Genomic DNA, 18,183 nt, shown 5'->3' with positions numbered 1-18,183 from the left:
CCACAGGGGCAACCATTACCACTTCTACCAACAACCTCATCAACGTTGACCCTCTGTTGCTCCCTCTGGGAAACTACGGGGGTGTCACCCAAACTCACGCCCTTGCTCTCACCAGTCCCGCCCTCAATGCCGGGGATAACGCCTTAGCCGCAGGTTTAACCACCGACCAACGAGGCGCACCCGGTGTGCGTATTGTGGATGGTACGGTGGATATAGGGGCGTTTGAGTGGCAAGGTTTTGAAATTGTCCCTGTTGGACAGCAGAATCAAACTCTAACCAGTTTCCCTTCTACCCTCGATGTGAGTGTGAAGGTAGTTGAAGCAGTATTTAATGTTATTCCTAGCGTGGGAACGAGTGTAAATTTTAGCACTCTGGGAACGATAACGGGTTCGTTTACTAATGGAACAACAGTGATTACTGATGCCAGTGGCATTGCTTTGAATTTCTTTGAAGTGCTGAGTGCAGTGGGGGATTTCCAGATTTTGACAGGGGTGACAGGGTTAGAGTCGGTGACGTTTAATATTACCAATAATGTTTTCACTGATTTTAGTTTCCTCTCGGAGATAGAACAAGAGTTTGATTCTCTAGAAATCCGAGAAGAAGACATTCTTTTTGCACGGGGTTGTCTGTCTACTCCCGAAGATAAATTAACTCAACAAGACAAGGAAGAACAGGAAAACAAGACCTCTGAAGAGGGGGAAGATGAGGAAATCGTAGCGGGAGAGGAAAATGAAGATTCTTCCCCTGGCAGCGATCGCGCTTGTCGTCCTATCGATAGCGATGATAGTGAAGGAGGTGATGATAGTGAGGGAGGTGAGGAATAAGTTAGATTCTCGTTTATGGATAATCCGCAAAATCCTAATAATAGGTCATAATTTCAGGGTGCAAGCATTGCACCCCTACCCCCTAAACCCAACTGTAGTGGGAGCGTCTCGCTCCCTAGGTTTTTAATTATAGTATTCATAATGTATCTCTCCGCGATCGCAGTATTTTAAACTCTGATTTCCTCCATTGATAATGCCCATGCGATTTATTAACCCCAAAACCGATTACGCCTTCAAGAAAATATTTGGCTCAGACGAAAGCCGGGAAATTTTAATTAGTTTCCTCAATGCTTTAGTTTATGAAGGCAACCCTACCATTGAGGATTTAACGATTATTAATCCCAATTTGCCGCCAAAAATAGAAGGTTTAAAAGACACCTATCTCGATGTTAAAGCGACTCTCAATGATGGTACGATTGTTATCATCGAAATGCAGGTTCTCAATGTCGAATCCTTTGGCAAACGGGTGTTATTCAATGCCGCTAAAACCTACGCTTTGCAACTGCAAGCAGGGGAAGGTTATATTTGTCTCAAACCCCTAATTGCTCTCACTCTGACGGATTTTGAGATGTTCCGCGATCGCGATCCCTTTCTCTCTCGTTTTGTCTATCGCGAAAAATCTAATGGTTTTTTGTATCCTGACAATGAAATAGAGTTAGTATTTGTAGAATTGCCTAAATTCAGCAAAAAAATCGATGAACTCGAAACCATTACCGATAAATGGATCTACTTTATCAAATCCGCGCCATCTCTTGAAACTATCCCAGACAATATGGAAGAGATTCCCGAGCTAAATCGAGCCTTTAATATTGCCAGCGAAGCAAATTTAACCCGCGAAGAACTGGAAAATCTTGACCGCCAAGAAATGTTTATTCGAGACCAACAAGGAATCATGCGTTTCGGTATTCGGGAGGCTCGAGAAAAAGGTTTAAAAGAAGGTCGAGAGGAAGGTCGAGAGGAAGGTCGAGAGGAAGGTATTCTCCAAAAAAGCAGGGAAGCTATTCTAGAAGTATTGCAAGTACGCTTTGAAGCTCTCCCTGATGAATTGGTAGAAACACTCAACACTATTCAAGATGATGCAATTCTAACCTCGCTATTACGCCAAGGAATTCAGGTTGATTCAATTGAAGACTTTCAAGAGAGTCTGAATTCCTTAAATTCTCCTCGGGAAAGTAGCAATGAGTAATCTTTAAATGTTCCGCGATCGCTTTCTTTTCACAAGTTCATTAACAACATGAATATTCGTATTGGTAATGGTTATGATATCCACCAACTTGCCCCCGGAAGGGCTTTGATTTTAGGAGGAGTAGAAATTCCTCACGAAGTTGGTTTATTGGGACACAGCGACGCTGACGCGCTGACTCATGCGATTATGGATGCTATGTTGGGGGCATTAGCTTTGGGGGATATCGGTCATTATTTTCCCCCCTCGGATCCCCAATGGAAAGGGGCAGATAGTTTGCTTTTATTGGCGGAGGTCAATCAATTAATTCTCTCCAAAGGTTGGCAAATTGGTAATATTGATGCGACGGTTATCGCCGAACGTCCCAAGTTAAAGCCCCATTTAACCAAGATGCGCGAAACCTTAGCAAAAACTCTTAATATTGCTGGCGATCGCATTAGCATCAAAGCGACAACGAATGAAAAATTAGATGCGGTGGGACAGGAAAAAGGCATTGCAGCTTATACCGTCGCGTTGTTGATGCGGGTTGAGGGTTAAGAGTCTCTTTGATAGCGCGCATCGAGGGTTTTGGCAATGCGATCGCGGGTCTCTTCCAAATGCGCCCGAGTGTAAGTCTCTAAATTGCGATCGATGGCCGCATCCAAGCGATCGCTTAACTGACGCAATTGATACCACGCTAATGTCCTGGCATCTTCAGGAACTTGCGTGCGACCGAGAACCATTGCAATGAGAATATTAAGATGTTCTCGTTGCAAAGAACGTCGCACACTAGAGATATCCATCGCCGTCTTGGGGTCTAGAATTTCCGACCAAATTCCCGCCGTTAAGGTATCGTATAACTCCGGTAGGGTTAAAGCCTCGTCTGTACCTGCTTTTAGTTCCAAATCTCTTAAGTTACTCAAACGCTCTTCCGAGAGAAGCGATCGCAAGATTCGGCCTTGGAAGAAGAGAATATAATCGTGAATGGGATAATCGATGTTTGAATTAGCGCGGTGTCCCCAATGACTCCAACGAGAAGAAGCAAGTTGATTGAGCAATTCTGGAGGAAAGACCAAGGCATCTTTTGCGAATACATACTCTTGCACAATTTGCAAGGCTTCTCGCTGTTTTTCTAGGGGAATTTGTGCAAAAGGTAAACGTCCCTGGGAAAAACCGGGGCGATCGCGATTAAAAGAACGCCCGCCGATATAATTGGTAACAAATCGCGCTTGACGAAAATAGTAGGTCAGTACCTCATTAAATTTCTCTCGCATCTCGCTATAGCGATCGCCTTGGACGGGATAGCGTTTTTGTAGTTTATCCCACATTTTTAAAGCATTATCCATTTGCGATCGAGAATGGAACAGAACATCGGCACTTAAATCCCAGCGATTCACGTTGGGGTCTTGTAGTCCGCGAACATCTTCATCCGTAGCATAAGCGAGTTCTGGTTGGGAAGATTTACGGGCAATTTCTTCGAGGAAACGTCGTTCTGCGACGGGGATCAAAGCACCACTGGGCTTATAACCGTAGGCGATCGCCCAGCGATCGTAAGGACCCACCACCAGAGGAAAATAGTCTCCCTGTTGCACTCCATCGGGGGCTAAATTGACTCCCGCATAATCCATCACTGAACTCACTAAACCTTTGGTGCGGGTAATTTCACGATTGTGCAGTTCTTCTGGTTTGAGCAGTGTAGACCCATGAAAATTATGGCGCAGTCCCAACCCATGACCGATTTCGTGGGCGACTAAAGAGTGCAAATATTGGTTAATATACTCTGCACGTTGTTCGGGAGAGGGGATGGTATTTTGCAGCAGAGAAATGGCTAAATTCCCTATTTCTAACTGTTCCTGTGCGCCGGAATTAAAACAAATTTCTTGGGTTCGATCTGCGGGTTGATTTGCTAATAAAATACTGAGGAAAGATTCTGCTTCGGGTTCGGTTTCTGAGGTCAAAGGAAGAACTAATTCTTCTGGACAAATAGACGCGATCGCCTCCATTTGATTTAAGCCGGTAAGATTCTCATACTGTTCGACTTTACGGCGAACTACATCGGCATTAATCACAATATCAGAAGCAAGAATTTCCCCAGTTAAAGGATTAACTTGAACGGGACCGATCCCATTAGCTCCTCCTCCTGCGGTACTCGACCAACGGATGACATTATAACGAATATCTTCGGGATCCCATGTTGCGCGATCGCCCATTTGCTGCACTTGAATTGCATCTTGAAATCCGGCAGATTCAAAGGCTTTATTCCAACTTAAAACTCCTGCGCGAATGGCGTTACGATATTCAGCAGGAACGGTATTTTCAATCCAAAAAACAATCGGTTCTTTGGGTGGAGAAAGAGTTGCATTGGGATCGCTAGGTTCGAGGTGCCAGCGATGAATATAACGCACAAAGCCTTCTTTAGAAGTATTGTCAGATATATCTTTATAAGCGGTGAGGAAATAACCGATGCGATCGTCTGCTAGACGGGGAACATAACCATTGTTTGCGGGGATTTCTGCGATGCTATAATGAACGGCAAGATTGAAAGCGCGACTATCGGGAAGAGAAGCAATATAAGGGGGTCTGCGACCTGGAAGGGCAGTAAATCCATACACAACTTGAATTTCCATATTCCCAGGAAAAACCTTACTACTTTCAAAATAAGATTTATTCCCGTCTACACTATAAAAATTGCCAAAAAGTTGAGCTAATCCTGCTAAATCTTCCTCTCCTAGTAACAAATCTTTAAGATCGACGAGAATGCTTTTGGTTTCGGGATCGATACTTTTAATCGGTAGTGCATAAAGAACAGAATCACTAAAATCGCGATCGAGATTGCGCTGTTGAGGATCGTTAGGATTGGCGCGAAAATTCAAGTTGGGAATGACAAAATGGAGTTTATTCTCAACTTTTTGGAAGCGAAAGAGGAAACTATCTTTTTGCAAACCATTAATTAAATAACCTTCCCCCAAACCGCTTGCAAGGGTGGCAGTAAAAAGATAGTTTTTGTTAAGTTGGTCGGGACGCACTTCAAGATAAAGTTTGCGGCTACCTTGGTAGAGTGTGAATAGTCCTTGAGAGGGTTGTGTATCCGCGACAATCTCCGCAAATTTTTGCGAGGATTTTGCGGTAATCTGTTGAGGAGGACTTGCGATTATAGGCGATATGGGTGCGATAGCCACCAGTCCCCAGCATAAACACAATCCCAAGACAAACCATGCCAAAAATCGCCGTTGTTTCATTTTTCTTCCCTTGCGTTGACTTACGCGATCGCGTCCGATTCTAGTTTAATCCTTCCTTCCGTCTTCAGGTAAAAAAGGAGATTTTTATGCACCCCGAACCAATTTTATTACAAAAATTAATATTTTGGGAAAAATTAGCCCCTCAAAATTATACCCTTCTTTAAGGGGCAGCAACACCGATAAATATCTCCTTGACTCTATTATTTTCAAAGGAAAATATCAGTCCACCATAAGCGGTTCCAGCTACGAAGGATTCACTCTCAGGATGACTATAAGGGTCTTGATAATGACGATATGCTTGCACTACTTCTTCTTTGCTGCTACCGATACCCATTCCAGCATTGGTTTTTAGTTCGCAGGGTTCGGTTATAACAATAGATAATACTTGTTTAGGTTCGCCAGGTTGTTCGGATTGCATTTGTAAACGAATACCGCGATCGCCATATTCCCACTTCTGAACATACATCCCGATCGCCCCCCAAAATATATCTTCTTTTTTCTCGGAGGGTGTACCCAGTCGCGTTAATATCTCTGTTTCTGTCAGACCTATTTTGAGCCATTCTCCCAAGGATTCTCGTGCCATTAAATCCCATCCTGCTTCAAGTTTTCGATTCCATTCTTCTTCACTAATTTGGGAGATTGTAGGAGTAACGCGATCGGGGACATTATCTTGCAATCTTAAACCCCTTTCTATGGGCAATAAAGCGGTTAATAAATATCCAGCAATGATTAAATTTTTCATTTTGCTTAGAAATACAATGAATAATGCGATCGTAATCGAAAAAGAGGGAGATGGTGTTTTAAGCAAGACTGTCCCTTTAATTTCTTCCTCCAGTAGACAAGATGATGTGAGAAAGCGATCGCGGGAATTTTGAGTTATTTTAAAAGGGCGATCGCGTTTCTCGATTTCTGGCTTTCTTTAAGGTACACTTGTTTTTAGACCATCTCTTTCCTTTCTCTCATGGTTCAACTTCAACCTCCCCACCCCCAGCAGAAATCTCTGCCCACCATGTATGATTTACCCAGTGAAGACCCGGAGGAACCTGGTTTGCCTGACGAATTTCACGATTTTCAACCCGATTTATTGAAAAAAACTTGTCAATCTCCCCACTACTCTCAAGATGATTATTTCCTTGCCAGCGATCTCAATCTTTACTACGATCGCCGACATCCGAAATGGTACAAAAGACCGGACTGGTTTTTAGTATTAGGAGCTAGACGCAGTAGAAATCAGCAGCAGTTACGCTTAAGTTATGTAATTTGGGAAGAGCAAATCAATCCCTTTTTAGTTGTAGAATTATCCTCTCCTGGTACAGAGAATGAGGATTTAGGACGAACGGAACGAAAAGATGAAAAACGACCGACCAAATGGGAGGTTTATGAAAAAATCCTCCAAATTCCCTATTACGTTATTTACGATCGCTATGAAAATCAGTTTCGTGGGTTTGTTCTACGGGCAGGAAAATACGAGGCATTAGATTTAGGAGAAGAAAGATTGTGGCTCGAGGAGCTAGGGTTAGGTTTAGGATTGTGGCAAGGAAGTTATGAAGGAGTAGAGGGGTTGTGGTTGCGTTTTTACGATCGGGTTGGGGAGTGGATTTCTACACCCAGTGAACGTGCTGAACGCGAACAGCAAAGGGCTATTGTAGCTGAGGGCGATCGCGATCGCCAACGAGAAAGAGCAGAACTTGCCGATCGCGATCGCGATCGGGCTGAAGCGGCTTTAGAGGAAGAGCGTCAGAAAAGCCAACAGTTACGCGATCGCCTTCTACAATTAGGTATAGATCCCAATAGTCTGCCCTAATTTTAAGGAATTTTAAGATTTGATTTCTAACTAATTTCTAACTAATTTCTAACTAAACTGCACAGCGAAAACCGACTAAAATTTGTCGCACCCAGGGATGATACCAATTGCGAAAACTTGCTCTTAAACTCCAAGGAAGAGTGACCCAACTTCCTCCACGTAGCACCTGATGTTTGTTATCAAAATAGACTTGAGAATAGCCTCGATAGGGATAAAATTCAAACCCATTATACTCCGAAAATAAAGAACTTGTCCACTCCCAAACATTCCCCATCATATCCCAACATCCCCAAGGACTTTGCCCATTAAGATAAAGGTTAACAGGGGTTGTATGACCGATGAATGTATTGTAATTACAATATTTAGAATTGGGGGTATTATTTCCCCAAGGATAGAGTAATTTTTCTCCTATTTTTGCATCCCAACTTGCTGCTTTTTCCCATTCTGCTTCTGTGGGTAAACGTTTCCCAGTAAATGTTGCATAAGCCTCAGCTTCATAATAACTTACACCGCAAACGGGATGCTCTTTCCAATCAGGAGAATCACGCCAATATAACGGTTGTGCAATAGGATTATTTTGCAACCATTGCCAACCCATTTCAGACCAAAACTCTGCTTTTTGATAGCCTCCTACTTCTATAAATTCTCGATACTGCTGGCAAGTCACAGGAAAGCGATCGATTTGATAAGTATCGAGATAAATTAAATGTTCGGGACGTTCATTATCTTGCGCTTCAATGTTATTATTTCCCATCAGAAATTCTCCGGCGGAAATTGTTACCATTGCATCGGAAATATTGGTATTAAAGCTAGAGAGAGGAGAAAGGCGATCGCGCAATTGTAATGAGATAGATTCTTGCAATTTTCCCCAGCGCAATAGTTGTAGAAGAAAAACAATCGTTTCATTATGTTGGCTTTCATGTTGTAGCAACCAATACCATAAACGTTCTTGTTGCGCGATCGGGGCAGTTTCTAAGTATTTAAAAACGCGATTTCTGACGGTTTCTAAATAGTCTTGAATAATAGAGCAATCAGGAAGATTTTGCCGTTCTTCTTTCCGCAAACCATCGGCAGTTAAAAGTTGACGATATTCGGGAAATAGCGGTGCTTCTCCCGCACAATGTTCTAAAATCCACAAGGATTCAGTTAAAGCAATATGACCCAAATGCCATCCGACGGGACTAAAATCTGGGTGTGCTTGTTGACAAAATTCCTCGCGGCTACAATCGTTAAATAATTCTAAAGTGCGATCGCGGACATGAATCATATTTTGGCGAATTGTCTCGCGTTTAGAAGGGAGAGATGTTAACTTCAAGGTTTTCCTCAACGGTAAGAATATGATGTTCTAGGCAAGGCTTCCAGTTTCCCTCAAATAAGGGTTCGGAGGCAAGAATCACAGCATCAGGATAGTTGGGATCGTCTCGCAACCAATAGAGGGTTGGTACATCTTCAAAGGTTGAATAGCGACAGGCAATGAGACGATTTCCTGTATCAATGATCGTAGCTGCAATAAATTTAAGATTTTGTCTTTTACATAACTCACCCACCTTGTTAACTGCTTGTGCTAGTGCCTCTTCTAGCGTCATATTTGGATTGGCTTCTAAATAAGTTAGAATTAAAGCACACAGATATTCTGAATCTGTATTTCCTTTAATCCAAATCTCTGCTTCATCGCTTAGTAAATTGCAGAGAGTACGGCGTAATTTGTGGCGAAAATGTTCGATATAACCATTATGAACAAACATGAGGCGATCGCGCACAAAAGGCTGACAATTGCCCAAGTCTACGGCAAGTCCAGGGGTAGCACTGCGAACATAACTTAAAATGCTATTTGATTCGACATAGCGACTCAGTTGTGGTAGATTAATGTCGTTCCAGATAGGGAGAATATTTTTATAAGTATAAGGATTTTCTTCTCGTTGGGGATGATACCAACCTACTCCAAAACCATCGGCGTTGAGTAAAGCAACGTGCATTTCTTGGGGTTGATAACTCTGCACGATGAGAGAATGTTCTGGTTTATAGAGAAGGCGATCGAGTTGAATGGGGACACCGAGATAGCCAAGCAAGCGACACATGAGCGAGTTATAAATTAAAGGAAAACAACAAAGGCGATCGAGACATGAACACAATCATACACATTACCAGCCGAGAAAAATGGTTACAAGGGCAAGAAAGAGGAATTTATCGTTGTGAGTCTCTGGATACAGAAGGGTTTATCCACTGTTCTAAAATCGAACAAGTTGTGACAACAGCGAATCGCTTTTTTCGAGGACAGCGAGGATTAGTTTTGCTGGCGATCGCACCTTCTCTGGTTGATGCTGAAATGAAGCAGGAGAAAGTTCCTTTGCATGGCTGTTTTCCCCACATTTACGGGGAATTAAATCTCGATGCGGTGATACGAGTTGTGACATTTGAACCCAATGAGGAGGGAGAGTTTGAGTTTCCTGTAGAATTCGGCTAAAAAATCCCCAATAATACCTCGATCTTTCGTCAATGAAAGCATAGCCCACCTGAATTTAATCAACAATAAACCCGAGGTAAACGACGTTTAAACCCGCACAGAATTTCCCAAGAAATTGTACCGATACGATCGCTCCATTCTTCCACTAAAATAGTATCTCGATCGCCTTTCCCAATTAATGTTACTACTTCTCCAGGTTGCAGATCGGCAAAACAACTCACATCTAGCATGAGTTGATCCATTGTAATTGAACCAATTTGCGGGACTCTTTGCCCTCTTAGCAAGACTTCCATCTTATTACTTAACAAACGCGGGACTCCGTCGGCATAACCGATCGCAACAATGGCGATCTGAGTGTGGCGATCGCTAACATAGCGATGTCCGTAACTAACTCCGGTATGAGGAGGAATTGTTTTTACTTGTGTAATTCTCGCCTTCACTTGTAAAACAGGTTTAAGGTCAATACTACCTTGCAAATGAGGAGAAGGATATAAACCATAGAGTGACAGTCCTACCCGCACTAAATCATAATGTAGGGCGCGATCGCTTAATGTGGCCGCAGAATTGGCAATATGCAGAAGAGGGGGAATAATATCCTGTGCTTTTAAATGGGCGATCGCCTCCTGATAGCGTTGGTGTTGTACATCCATGAAAGTGCGATCGGGGTCATCGGCGGTGGCAAAATGAGAATAGATACTAGCAAGTTTAAGTTGGGGTAATTGCTGCACAAACTGCACAAATTTTACAGTTTCCTTCCAAGATGTTCCCAAACGCGACATTCCCGTGTCTATATTGAGATGTACCGGAATAGTGGTCTTTAACTGTGCCAAAGTATCAGAGAAAATTATGGCCTGTTGAGATGTACAAAGGGTGGGTTGTAAGCGATAATCGACAATGGCTGCAATTTCTGCTGGGTTGTTAATTGCCCCTAAAATCAAAATAGGCGCATTTATCCCCGCTTTTCGCAGTTCGATCCCTTCCTGAGATGTCGCTACTGCACACCATTTCGCCCCTGCTGCTAAAGCGGTTTTTGCTACTGTAACAGCCCCGTGACCATAACCATCTGCTTTAACCACTGCCATTAATTGTGAAGGCGATCCGGTTGCTACACTTTGCGATCGCAAAAGTTGGATAATTTGTGTCACATTATGACTCAATGCTCCCAGATCGATTTCAATCCAAGCACGCTGATATTCTATATGGGAGTATTGGTTTTCGTAACTCAGTACCATTGTTCGCTCCTTGGCCGCCTCATTGAGAACTCCAATTTAGCACTATGGATATTTGGGCGATCGCCTTACCTAATTCTTGCTCTATTTTCCTCATTTCTCTGCGATCGCCTGATACAGATGTTGCACTAAAAAGAGTTTAAATCGTCATCATTCTAATGTTTTTGAGTGATTAGAAGGCGATCGGCTGCTACCTTTAGCGCAAGATTTTTGCTGTTTTTTAAGCTATTGCGGGAATTTTCTATCTCAGTGGAGTTGCTAAAAAATCTAAAAAGATTGTGAGTTATTCGCAGATAGTGCTTTCCATATCTCCATTGATGTGTTATCATTGAGTATGGCTAATGTGCCAATACAAGATAGCAGTATGGAGATCTTTTCGGGGCAGCACTTTTGTGTCTGCCTTTTTTATTGGGTTGCGATCGCCCTTGATGTAGACAGAGGTGCGATCGGCTATAACGAGGAAATATAAAGACTCTATTCAGAAAATAAAGATATATGTAAAGAATTGATGAAGTTCCCAAAAGACTATGGACATTACTCAGTCAATCGGCTTAAATTTATAGTAGTTACGAATATAGAAATCTATAGGTAGTTAAGGATAAAGAGGAAAAGGAATCATGAAAGCTAAATTTTTAACAGGTCTAGTTGCAACAGTTGCCGCGATCGCCACCGCCTTTATAGGGGGAACAGCCGAAGCGAGTAATCTCAAAACCAGCGATCCCGCTTTTTACGACCTTCTGGTAAATAACTACTTGCTAAAATCTGGCGGAGAACAGAAGGCATTAGCAAATTACGCCGATTATGCTCTTAATGGAAACATTACCGCACTAGGAAGCAGCGTTGATGTATTCTTCATTGATACCAGCGTGGCTACCCAATCCTACGCCCTGTATGAAAATCGCATTACCTACAATGTTAACGGTGGTGCAACCCAGCAAGCCTTTAATGCCGATGGCACAAACCGGGTTGACAACAAACTACAGCAAGTAGATCATGGGGAAGGATTCAGCATTGGCACAACTGCGGGAGATATCCTTGATTTCAGTTTGTGGACTAAAGAATGGGGCAGTAAAAACCTCTATTATGGTGCGGATGCAAGCGCCAACCCCGACGGCTTACAACATATAGTTTCCTACGAAGTTCAATATGGTGGCTTTAACTGGCTGTACCTCGGTTGGGAAGATATTCAAGGAGGAGGCGATTTAGATTTCAATGATGCTGGGATCGTGCTTAAAGGCGTTGCAGTCTCGAAAGATGTTCCCGAACCAAGCGTAACCTTGGCATTATTGGGTGTAGCAGTAGGTGGAATGGGGCTGCGTCGTCGTAAAACTTCTGCATAATGCGATCGCAATAACCTAATGCAAAAAAACTAATAATTTTTCAAGAGGGGCAAGATTTGCCCTTCTTTCTGTTTGCAGGAGCGCTCCCAATCCGACGGTTTTCTTTTTAAATATTCAGGTTTATTTTGTAGTGCGAGCATCCTGCTCGCTGGAATTCTTGAACTGCTTATCTAAAAATGCCACAACTTTAACACCAAACTCCTCTTCAAATACCTCTTTTTTGTAGTCTAAACTCCATAATTCCAACTCGCAATCATCTCCAACAAACGCGGGAGTGATACATAACTCCAAACGCTGCCGATCGCCATAATATTGACATTCTACCTTCGCAACCGCCCCAATTTGTCGCCGATCTAAAGCGATCGCCACCCTTAAAATTGCGCTTAACTGATTGACAATTTGCCGATCGCGCTTATCCGTCAAATTTTGATAATTGTCGTGCTTTTTCTTCGGCGTGCTTTTACGATGATAGCGGGCGAGATTAGCAATAATTTCCAATTCTGTTTCCGTATAGCCCAATAATTCCCCATTGCGAATCAGATAATAAGAATGCTTGTGGTGTGCCGCATGAGAAATGTAAATACCACTATTGTGCAGTATCCCTGCTGCCCATAATAAATCCCTTTCCCCCTCACCCCAAAAATGTAACTTTCCTTGCAATTGGTCGAATAAACTGAGGGCAAAATTAGCCGTCCGTTCGCTATATTCAAGATCCACTTGATATTTGTGGGCAAGTTTGCGAACATGGCGATCGCGCACTTCACTTTGATAGCGAAAAGGACTGCCAATTAACCCTTGTTTCAGCATCCAATCGACAATAATCCCTTCCCGCAAAGCCCTTTCACAGAGTGCGATCGCCTCCATTCCCAACATCTTCATCGCTTCCACCAACACGATCGCCCCTGGAACAATAATTTCGGCGCGTTTTTCCGAAAGTCCGCTCACTTTCAAGCGTTCCTCATAACTCATTTTTGCTAGGCGTTCTGTTAAGTTCTCCAGTGCGGACAGGCTCACTTTATACCCTGTCAAAGGATTGGGTTCCCCCTCTTCAGTTTCTCGCGCCAGCACGATCGCTAAGGCTTGAATCGTCCCCGATGTTCCCACCATTTTGGCCTGTTCATTTTCGGCCAAACCATTGCGAATATTTTCCACTGGGCGCTCCAACATTCCCCGTACATAAGCTCGCAAATAGACCAATTCCGCCTCACTCATAGGGTCTTCCGAGACAAACTCCTGCATTAAGCGAACCGCCCCAACCTTCGTACTGCTTAAAAATCGCTCTTCTTGGCGATCGGCGAGAATCAACTCCGTAGAACCGCCCCCAATATCAATAATAATGTAAGGATTCTGGCCAAACTCCATCCCCGACAGGACACCCAAGTAAATACGCCGCGCTTCCTCCTGTCCGGAAATCAAGTTAACCTGCAAACCTAATTCATTTTCAACTTGTTTCAGGAATTCCCCTCCATTTGGCGCTTCTCGCACGGCACTGGTGGCGACAGCAAAAATATGTTGTGCGTTAAAACTAACAGCCAAGGACTGACATCGTTGTAAGGCTTCTAGGGCGCGAGAAACGGCTTCAGGAGTTAACTTTCCCGTTTGCAGATCCCGTTCCCCCAGACGCACCGTATTCTTCTCTTTCGCCACGATTGTAAACGTCGCCAATTGCGGATTGATCTCAACAATCACCATGTGAATCGAATTGGTGCCGATATCGATCGCCCCTAAAATAACCTTATCTGACGAGTTGGCTTGAAGCAATCCCGTCCAATTTTGCAATGCAGCAACTGCTTTTGTCATAGCTCTTCAAATTAACTCTAAAACTGAAATTCGTTCAATACCGACGATGCGGAAATCGCGTTAAATTTTTAAAAAAGACCTGTTTAGTACTATAAACGCGAATGACAACCTCATCCCAATTATCCAGCGAATCTGTTGTGAAAACCATTTTGCGTCTTTTGCGCTGGGATAAACCCGCAGGACGACTGATTTTGATGATTCCCGCACTCTGGGGGATTGTTTTAGCAGCGCGAGGTTTACCGCCGATCCCCCTCATCTTCGTTATTATTTTCGGGAGTTTGGCCACCAGTGGCTTAGGATGTGTCGTTAACGATCTTTGGGATCGCGATATTGACCCGAAAGTTGCCCGAACCCGCGATCGCCCTCTCGCCTCCCGCACCCTCTCAATTAAAACCGGAATTGGAGTCGGTCTTGTGGCCTTAGCATCTGCCGCAGGGTTGGCATTTTACCTCAATTCTCTCAGTTTTTTACTCTGTTTGGCAGCAGTCCCCATAATTCTCTGTTACCCCCTCGCCAAGCGCTTTTTTCCTATTCCTCAATTGGTTCTCGCCCTTGCTTGGGGGTTTGCGGTTCTCATTAGTTGGAGCGCAGTAACAGGTACATTAGAAACCCCAACCTTACTTTTGTGGGGGGCTGTGGTGTTGTGGACCTTGGGATTTGATACCGTCTATGCGATGAGCGATCGCGACGATGATGCCAAAATCGGAGTCAATTCTTCCGCCCTATTTTTCGGTTCCTTTGCCCCTCTTTTTGTAGGACTCTGTTTCCTCGGTACCGCAGGACTTTTAGCCGATCTTGCCCTCATCCTCCATTTACAAACTGGATTTTGGCTAACATGGTTAGCAGCAATTGTGGGTTGGATGTGGCAATATCTCCAACTCCTCCGAGACAATCTTGGCCAACCCGTCTATGGTCTAATCTTTCGGCAGAATGTTGTTTTGGGGTTTATTTTGCTGCTGGGAATGTTTGTGAGTTTTTAAAGGGCGATCGTTTCATCATCATTTGCGCCATCTAGTAACTCGTCGAGCAGGGATAAATCTACTGACGGTGCTTCGGGTTCTTGGATCGTATCATCACTACTATTAGCCGTAGGAGGATAGTCTCCCGCAATCACCGTATCATCCTCGCTGCCAATGTTCATCAAAGAATTTTCTGGGGCAGCCAAGGTATTATCCTCGTTGCCAACATAGGGAACTTTGGGTTGAGGATCGGCAAGGGTAGGGGCATGAGGACTCATGCCAATATCTGCTGCTCTGGGTTCATTCCATTCACTGGGGAGTAAGGGTTGTCCTTCTGCACTTTCTATTTTGATCTCTGCATCTGAGTTAGCGAGTTCGGGATATCCCATTTCATTAGCTAATAACTCAGAGGTGAGAGTTTGACTATAATCATGAAATTCTTGTCGAGAAAAGAAGGCTTGATTTTCTTTTGCTTGTTGGCTTTGCAGCTTGTCTAATTCAACTCCAGATAAGCAGGCTTTGTGTAAATTCGTTCCTGTTAAATTGGCACCTTTTAAGTTAGCACCGGAGAGATCCGCCTCTTCTAAATTCGCTTGACTTAAATTGCAATGGGAGAGATTGGCATCGGCTAAAGTGGCGCGAGAGAGGTTTGCCCCCGAGAGGTTTGCCCTTGTTAAGTTGGCACGACTGAGATCCGCCAAGGTTAGATTGGCTTGGGATAGGTTTACCTCACACAATACAGCCCCGCTTAAATAGCCCCCGATCAATTGCCCTCCTTGCAAATTTCCCCGTGTCCAAAAGTAGTTGGGGGATAAGGCTTCAATGCGAACGATCGCCCGCCAGAGGCGATCGGCTTCAAAGGTTTCGGGATAGTCGGGTTTGCCGCAAGGATAAAAGGGAAGGGAAATGCGCTGGGCGATCGCCCGTAGAAGCAGAAAAACATTCAATCCTACTGCTGCATCAATTTGATTGACATTGAGGGGATTTGCTACGGTTTGCAAGCGCTCTCGGGTTTGTTGGGGTAGTCCTTCATCTAGCCAACGTCCCTGACAAAAAGACTGATAGAAGAGATACAGGCGATCGAAAAGTAAGGAAAAAGAGAAATTCCGTCGATGCTGTTTTTGCTCCCGAAACAGACATTCAATGATCAAGGTTTCAATCGATCGCGATAGGACTCCATAACCCAACCAAGTATAAAGATGTTCCGCGATCGCTTGAGGAGAATCTAAGAGTGGGGTTTCTTCACCGTAGCGATCGTATTGTTTTTGCGTCAACATTCTGAGGAGTTTGGCCAGGGCTGAAGCTGTCAAATAGTCCCCTACACTATCATGGGAAAAAGTAATCGCCGATTGAGATTCATTCAAACTAAAAAATAAAGGATGAAGGCTGGAAAAGAGAGAATAAATATCAAGTTCTGGTTCTTCTGGTTCGTTTTTCTCTGTAACAATTGATAAGGCTCGATTGCCTGTTTGTAGGAGTTTAAGCGCCAATTCTTCTAATAAGTTTAGGTTAAAGGCTAAGGGTTGAAGGTTGAAGGCTGAGGACTGAATTTCCCGGCTCTCTTCTGTTTCCTGATAGCGGGTGGCGGCTAATAGCCCTTCATACATTTCAAAACGGGCGCGAGGGAGCTTTTTCTCGAATAGATCCGCCGACAAGTTGCCATCGCGATGCAGTAAACCGAGTAGGAAAAGAGTGAGGGGAGAATGAACGAGTTTAGCATTCTCTAAAATTTCCGGTCGTTGGTGAAAAAGACCTTTTTCCTTTAAACAGCGAAAATAACGATAGGAGATGCTTTGGGATTGTAATTTTGACCACTGTTTAAACCATTGTTTGAGGGCTTCGCGCTCGAAAGGGGCGATGCGAATGCGTTGCAAGTGACTCTGTAAGGGAAAAAGATTGCCGAGGCGATCGCTGCGAATGGTGTCTTCTAAAACCATTGAGGAGGTAGCCAAAACGATTTTGTGGCGAATGGGTTCTTGTCCGTGTAAAACTCGCAGGTGAAAGGTGAGGAGTTGTTCGAGGAAAGCGCGAACTTGCCAAATGCGGCGGGGCGATCGCGGCAGTTTGTCTAATCCATCTAAAATTAACAAACAAGGGGGTGCATTGGGGGATAACCAGCCATCCCATGCCTGAAAACGTCCGAGGGGGAAAGCACTATCGAGGGTTTCCCATAACGTGCGCCCCAAGCGGGCAAACTGTAGGGGGACGATAACTGGCAACCAATTGGGATACACCTCTCGCGCTAACTTTGCTGCCCAGATTCGACAGAAGCTGGTTTTGCCGCCTCCTGTAGGGCTTTCGATCACGGCAATGGTTTGGCGATCTTTCAGTTGGGCATTGGCCCAAGTTTCTAAATCAAGGCTTGTTTCTTCTTGTGAGGATACCCCTTCTCGAGCAACGATGCCTTGGGGGGGGACATAAATATCGGGAAGAGAAAATAATTCCCCAAACAAAGGCTCATTTAAAGTAGTTGAGAGTTGCGCTCGATAATGTTCCCTTTGGGCATCAATTTTATGGGGCTTGTGGGCAACTTCATCGGCATTGCTGCGACCATTTTTTTCATGACTGACTTGGCGAGGGCGACTCAAACCCACAAAAGAATGAAGTGGAGACAAAACGGCGGCATTTTCCGCCACAACCATGAGGAGATGCCCCGGCAAACTGCGGGTTAAACGATGAATTAAGAAGGCAACTTCGCGATCGCTGGCTCCATTGACGAGAAACCACGCCCCGCAAACGCGATTCATTTGCTTGACCAAAAAAGATTCCGCGAGGGTTGAAAGTGCTTGTTCTGCCTGAGATTCGCTCAATTTTCCTGGGCGCAGAGTTTTCAGCAGTCCTTGTAGGGTTGGATCGCTTAAGGGTGCGTTAGCGGTTTCCCCGAGGGAAATTTTAGCTCGCTGCAACCAAGCGCGGTTGGCGCGAGATTCTTGCTCAAGCAGGACTTCTAAGGCATTGAGATAAGCGACTTGAAAGGCCAGCCAAGTCGCTTCCGATCGCTTGAGGGGCTTTTTCTGTTGTAGAAGGTACAGCAATTCGATCGTCAGACGAGCGATAGGACGGGCTGTAAGCAAACTTCCCAGCAAAGGGAGTTCTAACACATCTGCCAAAGAACAGAGGGCAAAAGGATTTAAACTCTTGACTTCCATATCTCGGGCGATGCGAAATGCTACGGCAGCAATGCTGACTCCCGAGGAGAGGAGTTGTTCGAGAGGGATTTGGCGATCGGCTAACCACTGCCGGAGGCTCAAGGTCATCGAAAAAATGGGTAGAAACCCCGTCCTTATAGGACGGCTTTATATTAGTTTCGCTACCGCCTTGGAGTTGTTTAATTAGGGTGCTTTTGTATTGCACTTTTAACA

Annotated in this window: 15 protein-coding genes; 8 read left to right on the top strand and 7 right to left on the bottom strand. The window is 44.3% G+C overall.

Annotation, left to right across the window (positions count from 1 at the left end):
• The 3 genes from JUI58_RS13165 to ispF all read left to right on the top strand — a co-directional run.
• A partial coding sequence (locus tag JUI58_RS13165; RefSeq protein WP_204104254.1) for a choice-of-anchor Q domain-containing protein occupies positions 1 to 824 on the top strand: 824 nt, incomplete at its 5' end.
• Between the two features lie 199 nt (positions 825 to 1,023).
• On the top strand, positions 1,024 to 2,010 hold the full coding sequence (locus tag JUI58_RS13160; RefSeq protein ID WP_348539886.1) for an Rpn family recombination-promoting nuclease/putative transposase: 987 nt from the start codon (positions 1,024 to 1,026) through the stop codon (positions 2,008 to 2,010).
• Between the two features lie 48 nt (positions 2,011 to 2,058).
• Entirely contained in the window at positions 2,059 to 2,544 is a 486-nt protein-coding gene (ispF, locus tag JUI58_RS13155) for a 2-C-methyl-D-erythritol 2,4-cyclodiphosphate synthase (RefSeq protein ID WP_204104252.1), read from the top strand.
• On the opposite strand, the gene JUI58_RS13150 is transcribed toward ispF, so the two are convergent.
• Both JUI58_RS13150 and JUI58_RS13145 read right to left on the bottom strand, forming a co-directional pair.
• On the bottom strand, positions 2,541 to 5,225 hold the full coding sequence (locus JUI58_RS13150; RefSeq protein ID WP_204104251.1) for a zinc-dependent metalloprotease: 2,685 nt from the start codon (positions 5,223 to 5,225) through the stop codon (positions 2,541 to 2,543). The two genes, ispF and JUI58_RS13150, sit on opposite strands and share 4 nt — an antisense overlap.
• A gap of 160 nt (positions 5,226 to 5,385) precedes the next feature.
• Complete coding sequence (locus JUI58_RS13145) at positions 5,386 to 5,967, bottom strand: hypothetical protein (protein ID WP_204104250.1); 582 nt, start codon at positions 5,965 to 5,967, stop codon at positions 5,386 to 5,388.
• A 219-nt stretch (positions 5,968 to 6,186) separates the two neighbouring features.
• Here JUI58_RS13145 and JUI58_RS13140 point away from each other — a divergent pair, with 219 nt between their 5' ends.
• Positions 6,187 to 7,029: a Uma2 family endonuclease gene (locus JUI58_RS13140; protein ID WP_239121453.1), complete on the top strand. Its 843-nt coding sequence runs from the start codon at positions 6,187 to 6,189 to the stop codon at positions 7,027 to 7,029.
• Positions 7,030 to 7,081: 52 nt separating this feature from the next.
• Here JUI58_RS13140 and JUI58_RS13135 read toward each other — a convergent pair whose 3' ends face one another.
• Positions 7,082 to 8,344, bottom strand: a complete 1,263-nt coding sequence (locus tag JUI58_RS13135) for an SUMF1/EgtB/PvdO family nonheme iron enzyme (RefSeq protein WP_204104249.1) — start codon at positions 8,342 to 8,344, stop codon at positions 7,082 to 7,084.
• A complete protein-coding gene (gene egtC, locus JUI58_RS13130; protein WP_204104248.1) occupies positions 8,319 to 9,107 on the bottom strand; it encodes an ergothioneine biosynthesis protein EgtC in 789 nt (262 codons plus the stop codon). Before egtC ends, JUI58_RS13135 begins: the two co-directional genes overlap by 26 nt.
• A 44-nt stretch (positions 9,108 to 9,151) precedes the next feature.
• On the opposite strand from egtC, the gene JUI58_RS13125 reads away from it, so the two are divergent.
• Positions 9,152 to 9,493 carry a DUF952 domain-containing protein gene (locus JUI58_RS13125; protein WP_204104247.1) on the top strand — a complete coding sequence of 114 codons (342 nt, stop codon included), beginning with the start codon at positions 9,152 to 9,154 and terminating at the stop codon, positions 9,491 to 9,493.
• 59 nt (positions 9,494 to 9,552) lie between these two features.
• Here JUI58_RS13125 and alr read toward each other — a convergent pair whose 3' ends face one another.
• Positions 9,553 to 10,725: an alanine racemase gene (alr, locus tag JUI58_RS13120; RefSeq protein ID WP_204104246.1), complete on the bottom strand. Its 1,173-nt coding sequence runs from the start codon at positions 10,723 to 10,725 to the stop codon at positions 9,553 to 9,555.
• A 331-nt stretch (positions 10,726 to 11,056) separates the two neighbouring features.
• On the opposite strand from alr, the gene JUI58_RS27030 reads away from it, so the two are divergent.
• Together JUI58_RS27030 and JUI58_RS13115 are read left to right on the top strand one after the other, a co-directional pair.
• Positions 11,057 to 11,191, top strand: a complete 135-nt coding sequence (locus JUI58_RS27030; RefSeq protein WP_275414351.1) for a hypothetical protein — start codon at positions 11,057 to 11,059, stop codon at positions 11,189 to 11,191.
• A 148-nt stretch (positions 11,192 to 11,339) separates the two neighbouring features.
• Positions 11,340 to 12,062: a DUF4114 domain-containing protein gene (locus tag JUI58_RS13115; protein WP_204104245.1), complete on the top strand. Its 723-nt coding sequence runs from the start codon at positions 11,340 to 11,342 to the stop codon at positions 12,060 to 12,062.
• A 120-nt stretch (positions 12,063 to 12,182) separates the two neighbouring features.
• Here the strand turns inward: JUI58_RS13115 and JUI58_RS13110 are convergent, their stop codons facing one another.
• A complete protein-coding gene (locus JUI58_RS13110; RefSeq protein ID WP_204104244.1) occupies positions 12,183 to 13,862 on the bottom strand; it encodes a Ppx/GppA phosphatase family protein in 1,680 nt (559 codons plus the stop codon).
• A 101-nt stretch (positions 13,863 to 13,963) separates the two neighbouring features.
• On the opposite strand from JUI58_RS13110, the gene JUI58_RS13105 reads away from it, so the two are divergent.
• Positions 13,964 to 14,842 carry a 4-hydroxybenzoate solanesyltransferase gene (locus tag JUI58_RS13105; protein ID WP_204104243.1) on the top strand — a complete coding sequence of 293 codons (879 nt, stop codon included), beginning with the start codon at positions 13,964 to 13,966 and terminating at the stop codon, positions 14,840 to 14,842.
• Here JUI58_RS13105 and JUI58_RS13100 read toward each other — a convergent pair.
• A complete protein-coding gene (locus JUI58_RS13100) occupies positions 14,839 to 18,078 on the bottom strand; it encodes a pentapeptide repeat-containing protein (RefSeq protein WP_204104242.1) in 3,240 nt (1,079 codons plus the stop codon). The genes JUI58_RS13105 and JUI58_RS13100 overlap by 4 nt on opposite strands.
• Positions 18,079 to 18,183 lie beyond the last annotated feature (105 nt).

Origin of the sequence: Spirulina sp. CCY15215 (genome assembly GCF_016888125.1) — a bacterium.
Lineage (GTDB): Bacteria > Cyanobacteriota > Cyanobacteriia > Cyanobacteriales > Spirulinaceae > CCY15215.
This window is presented reverse-complemented; position numbering and strand designations above follow the sequence as displayed.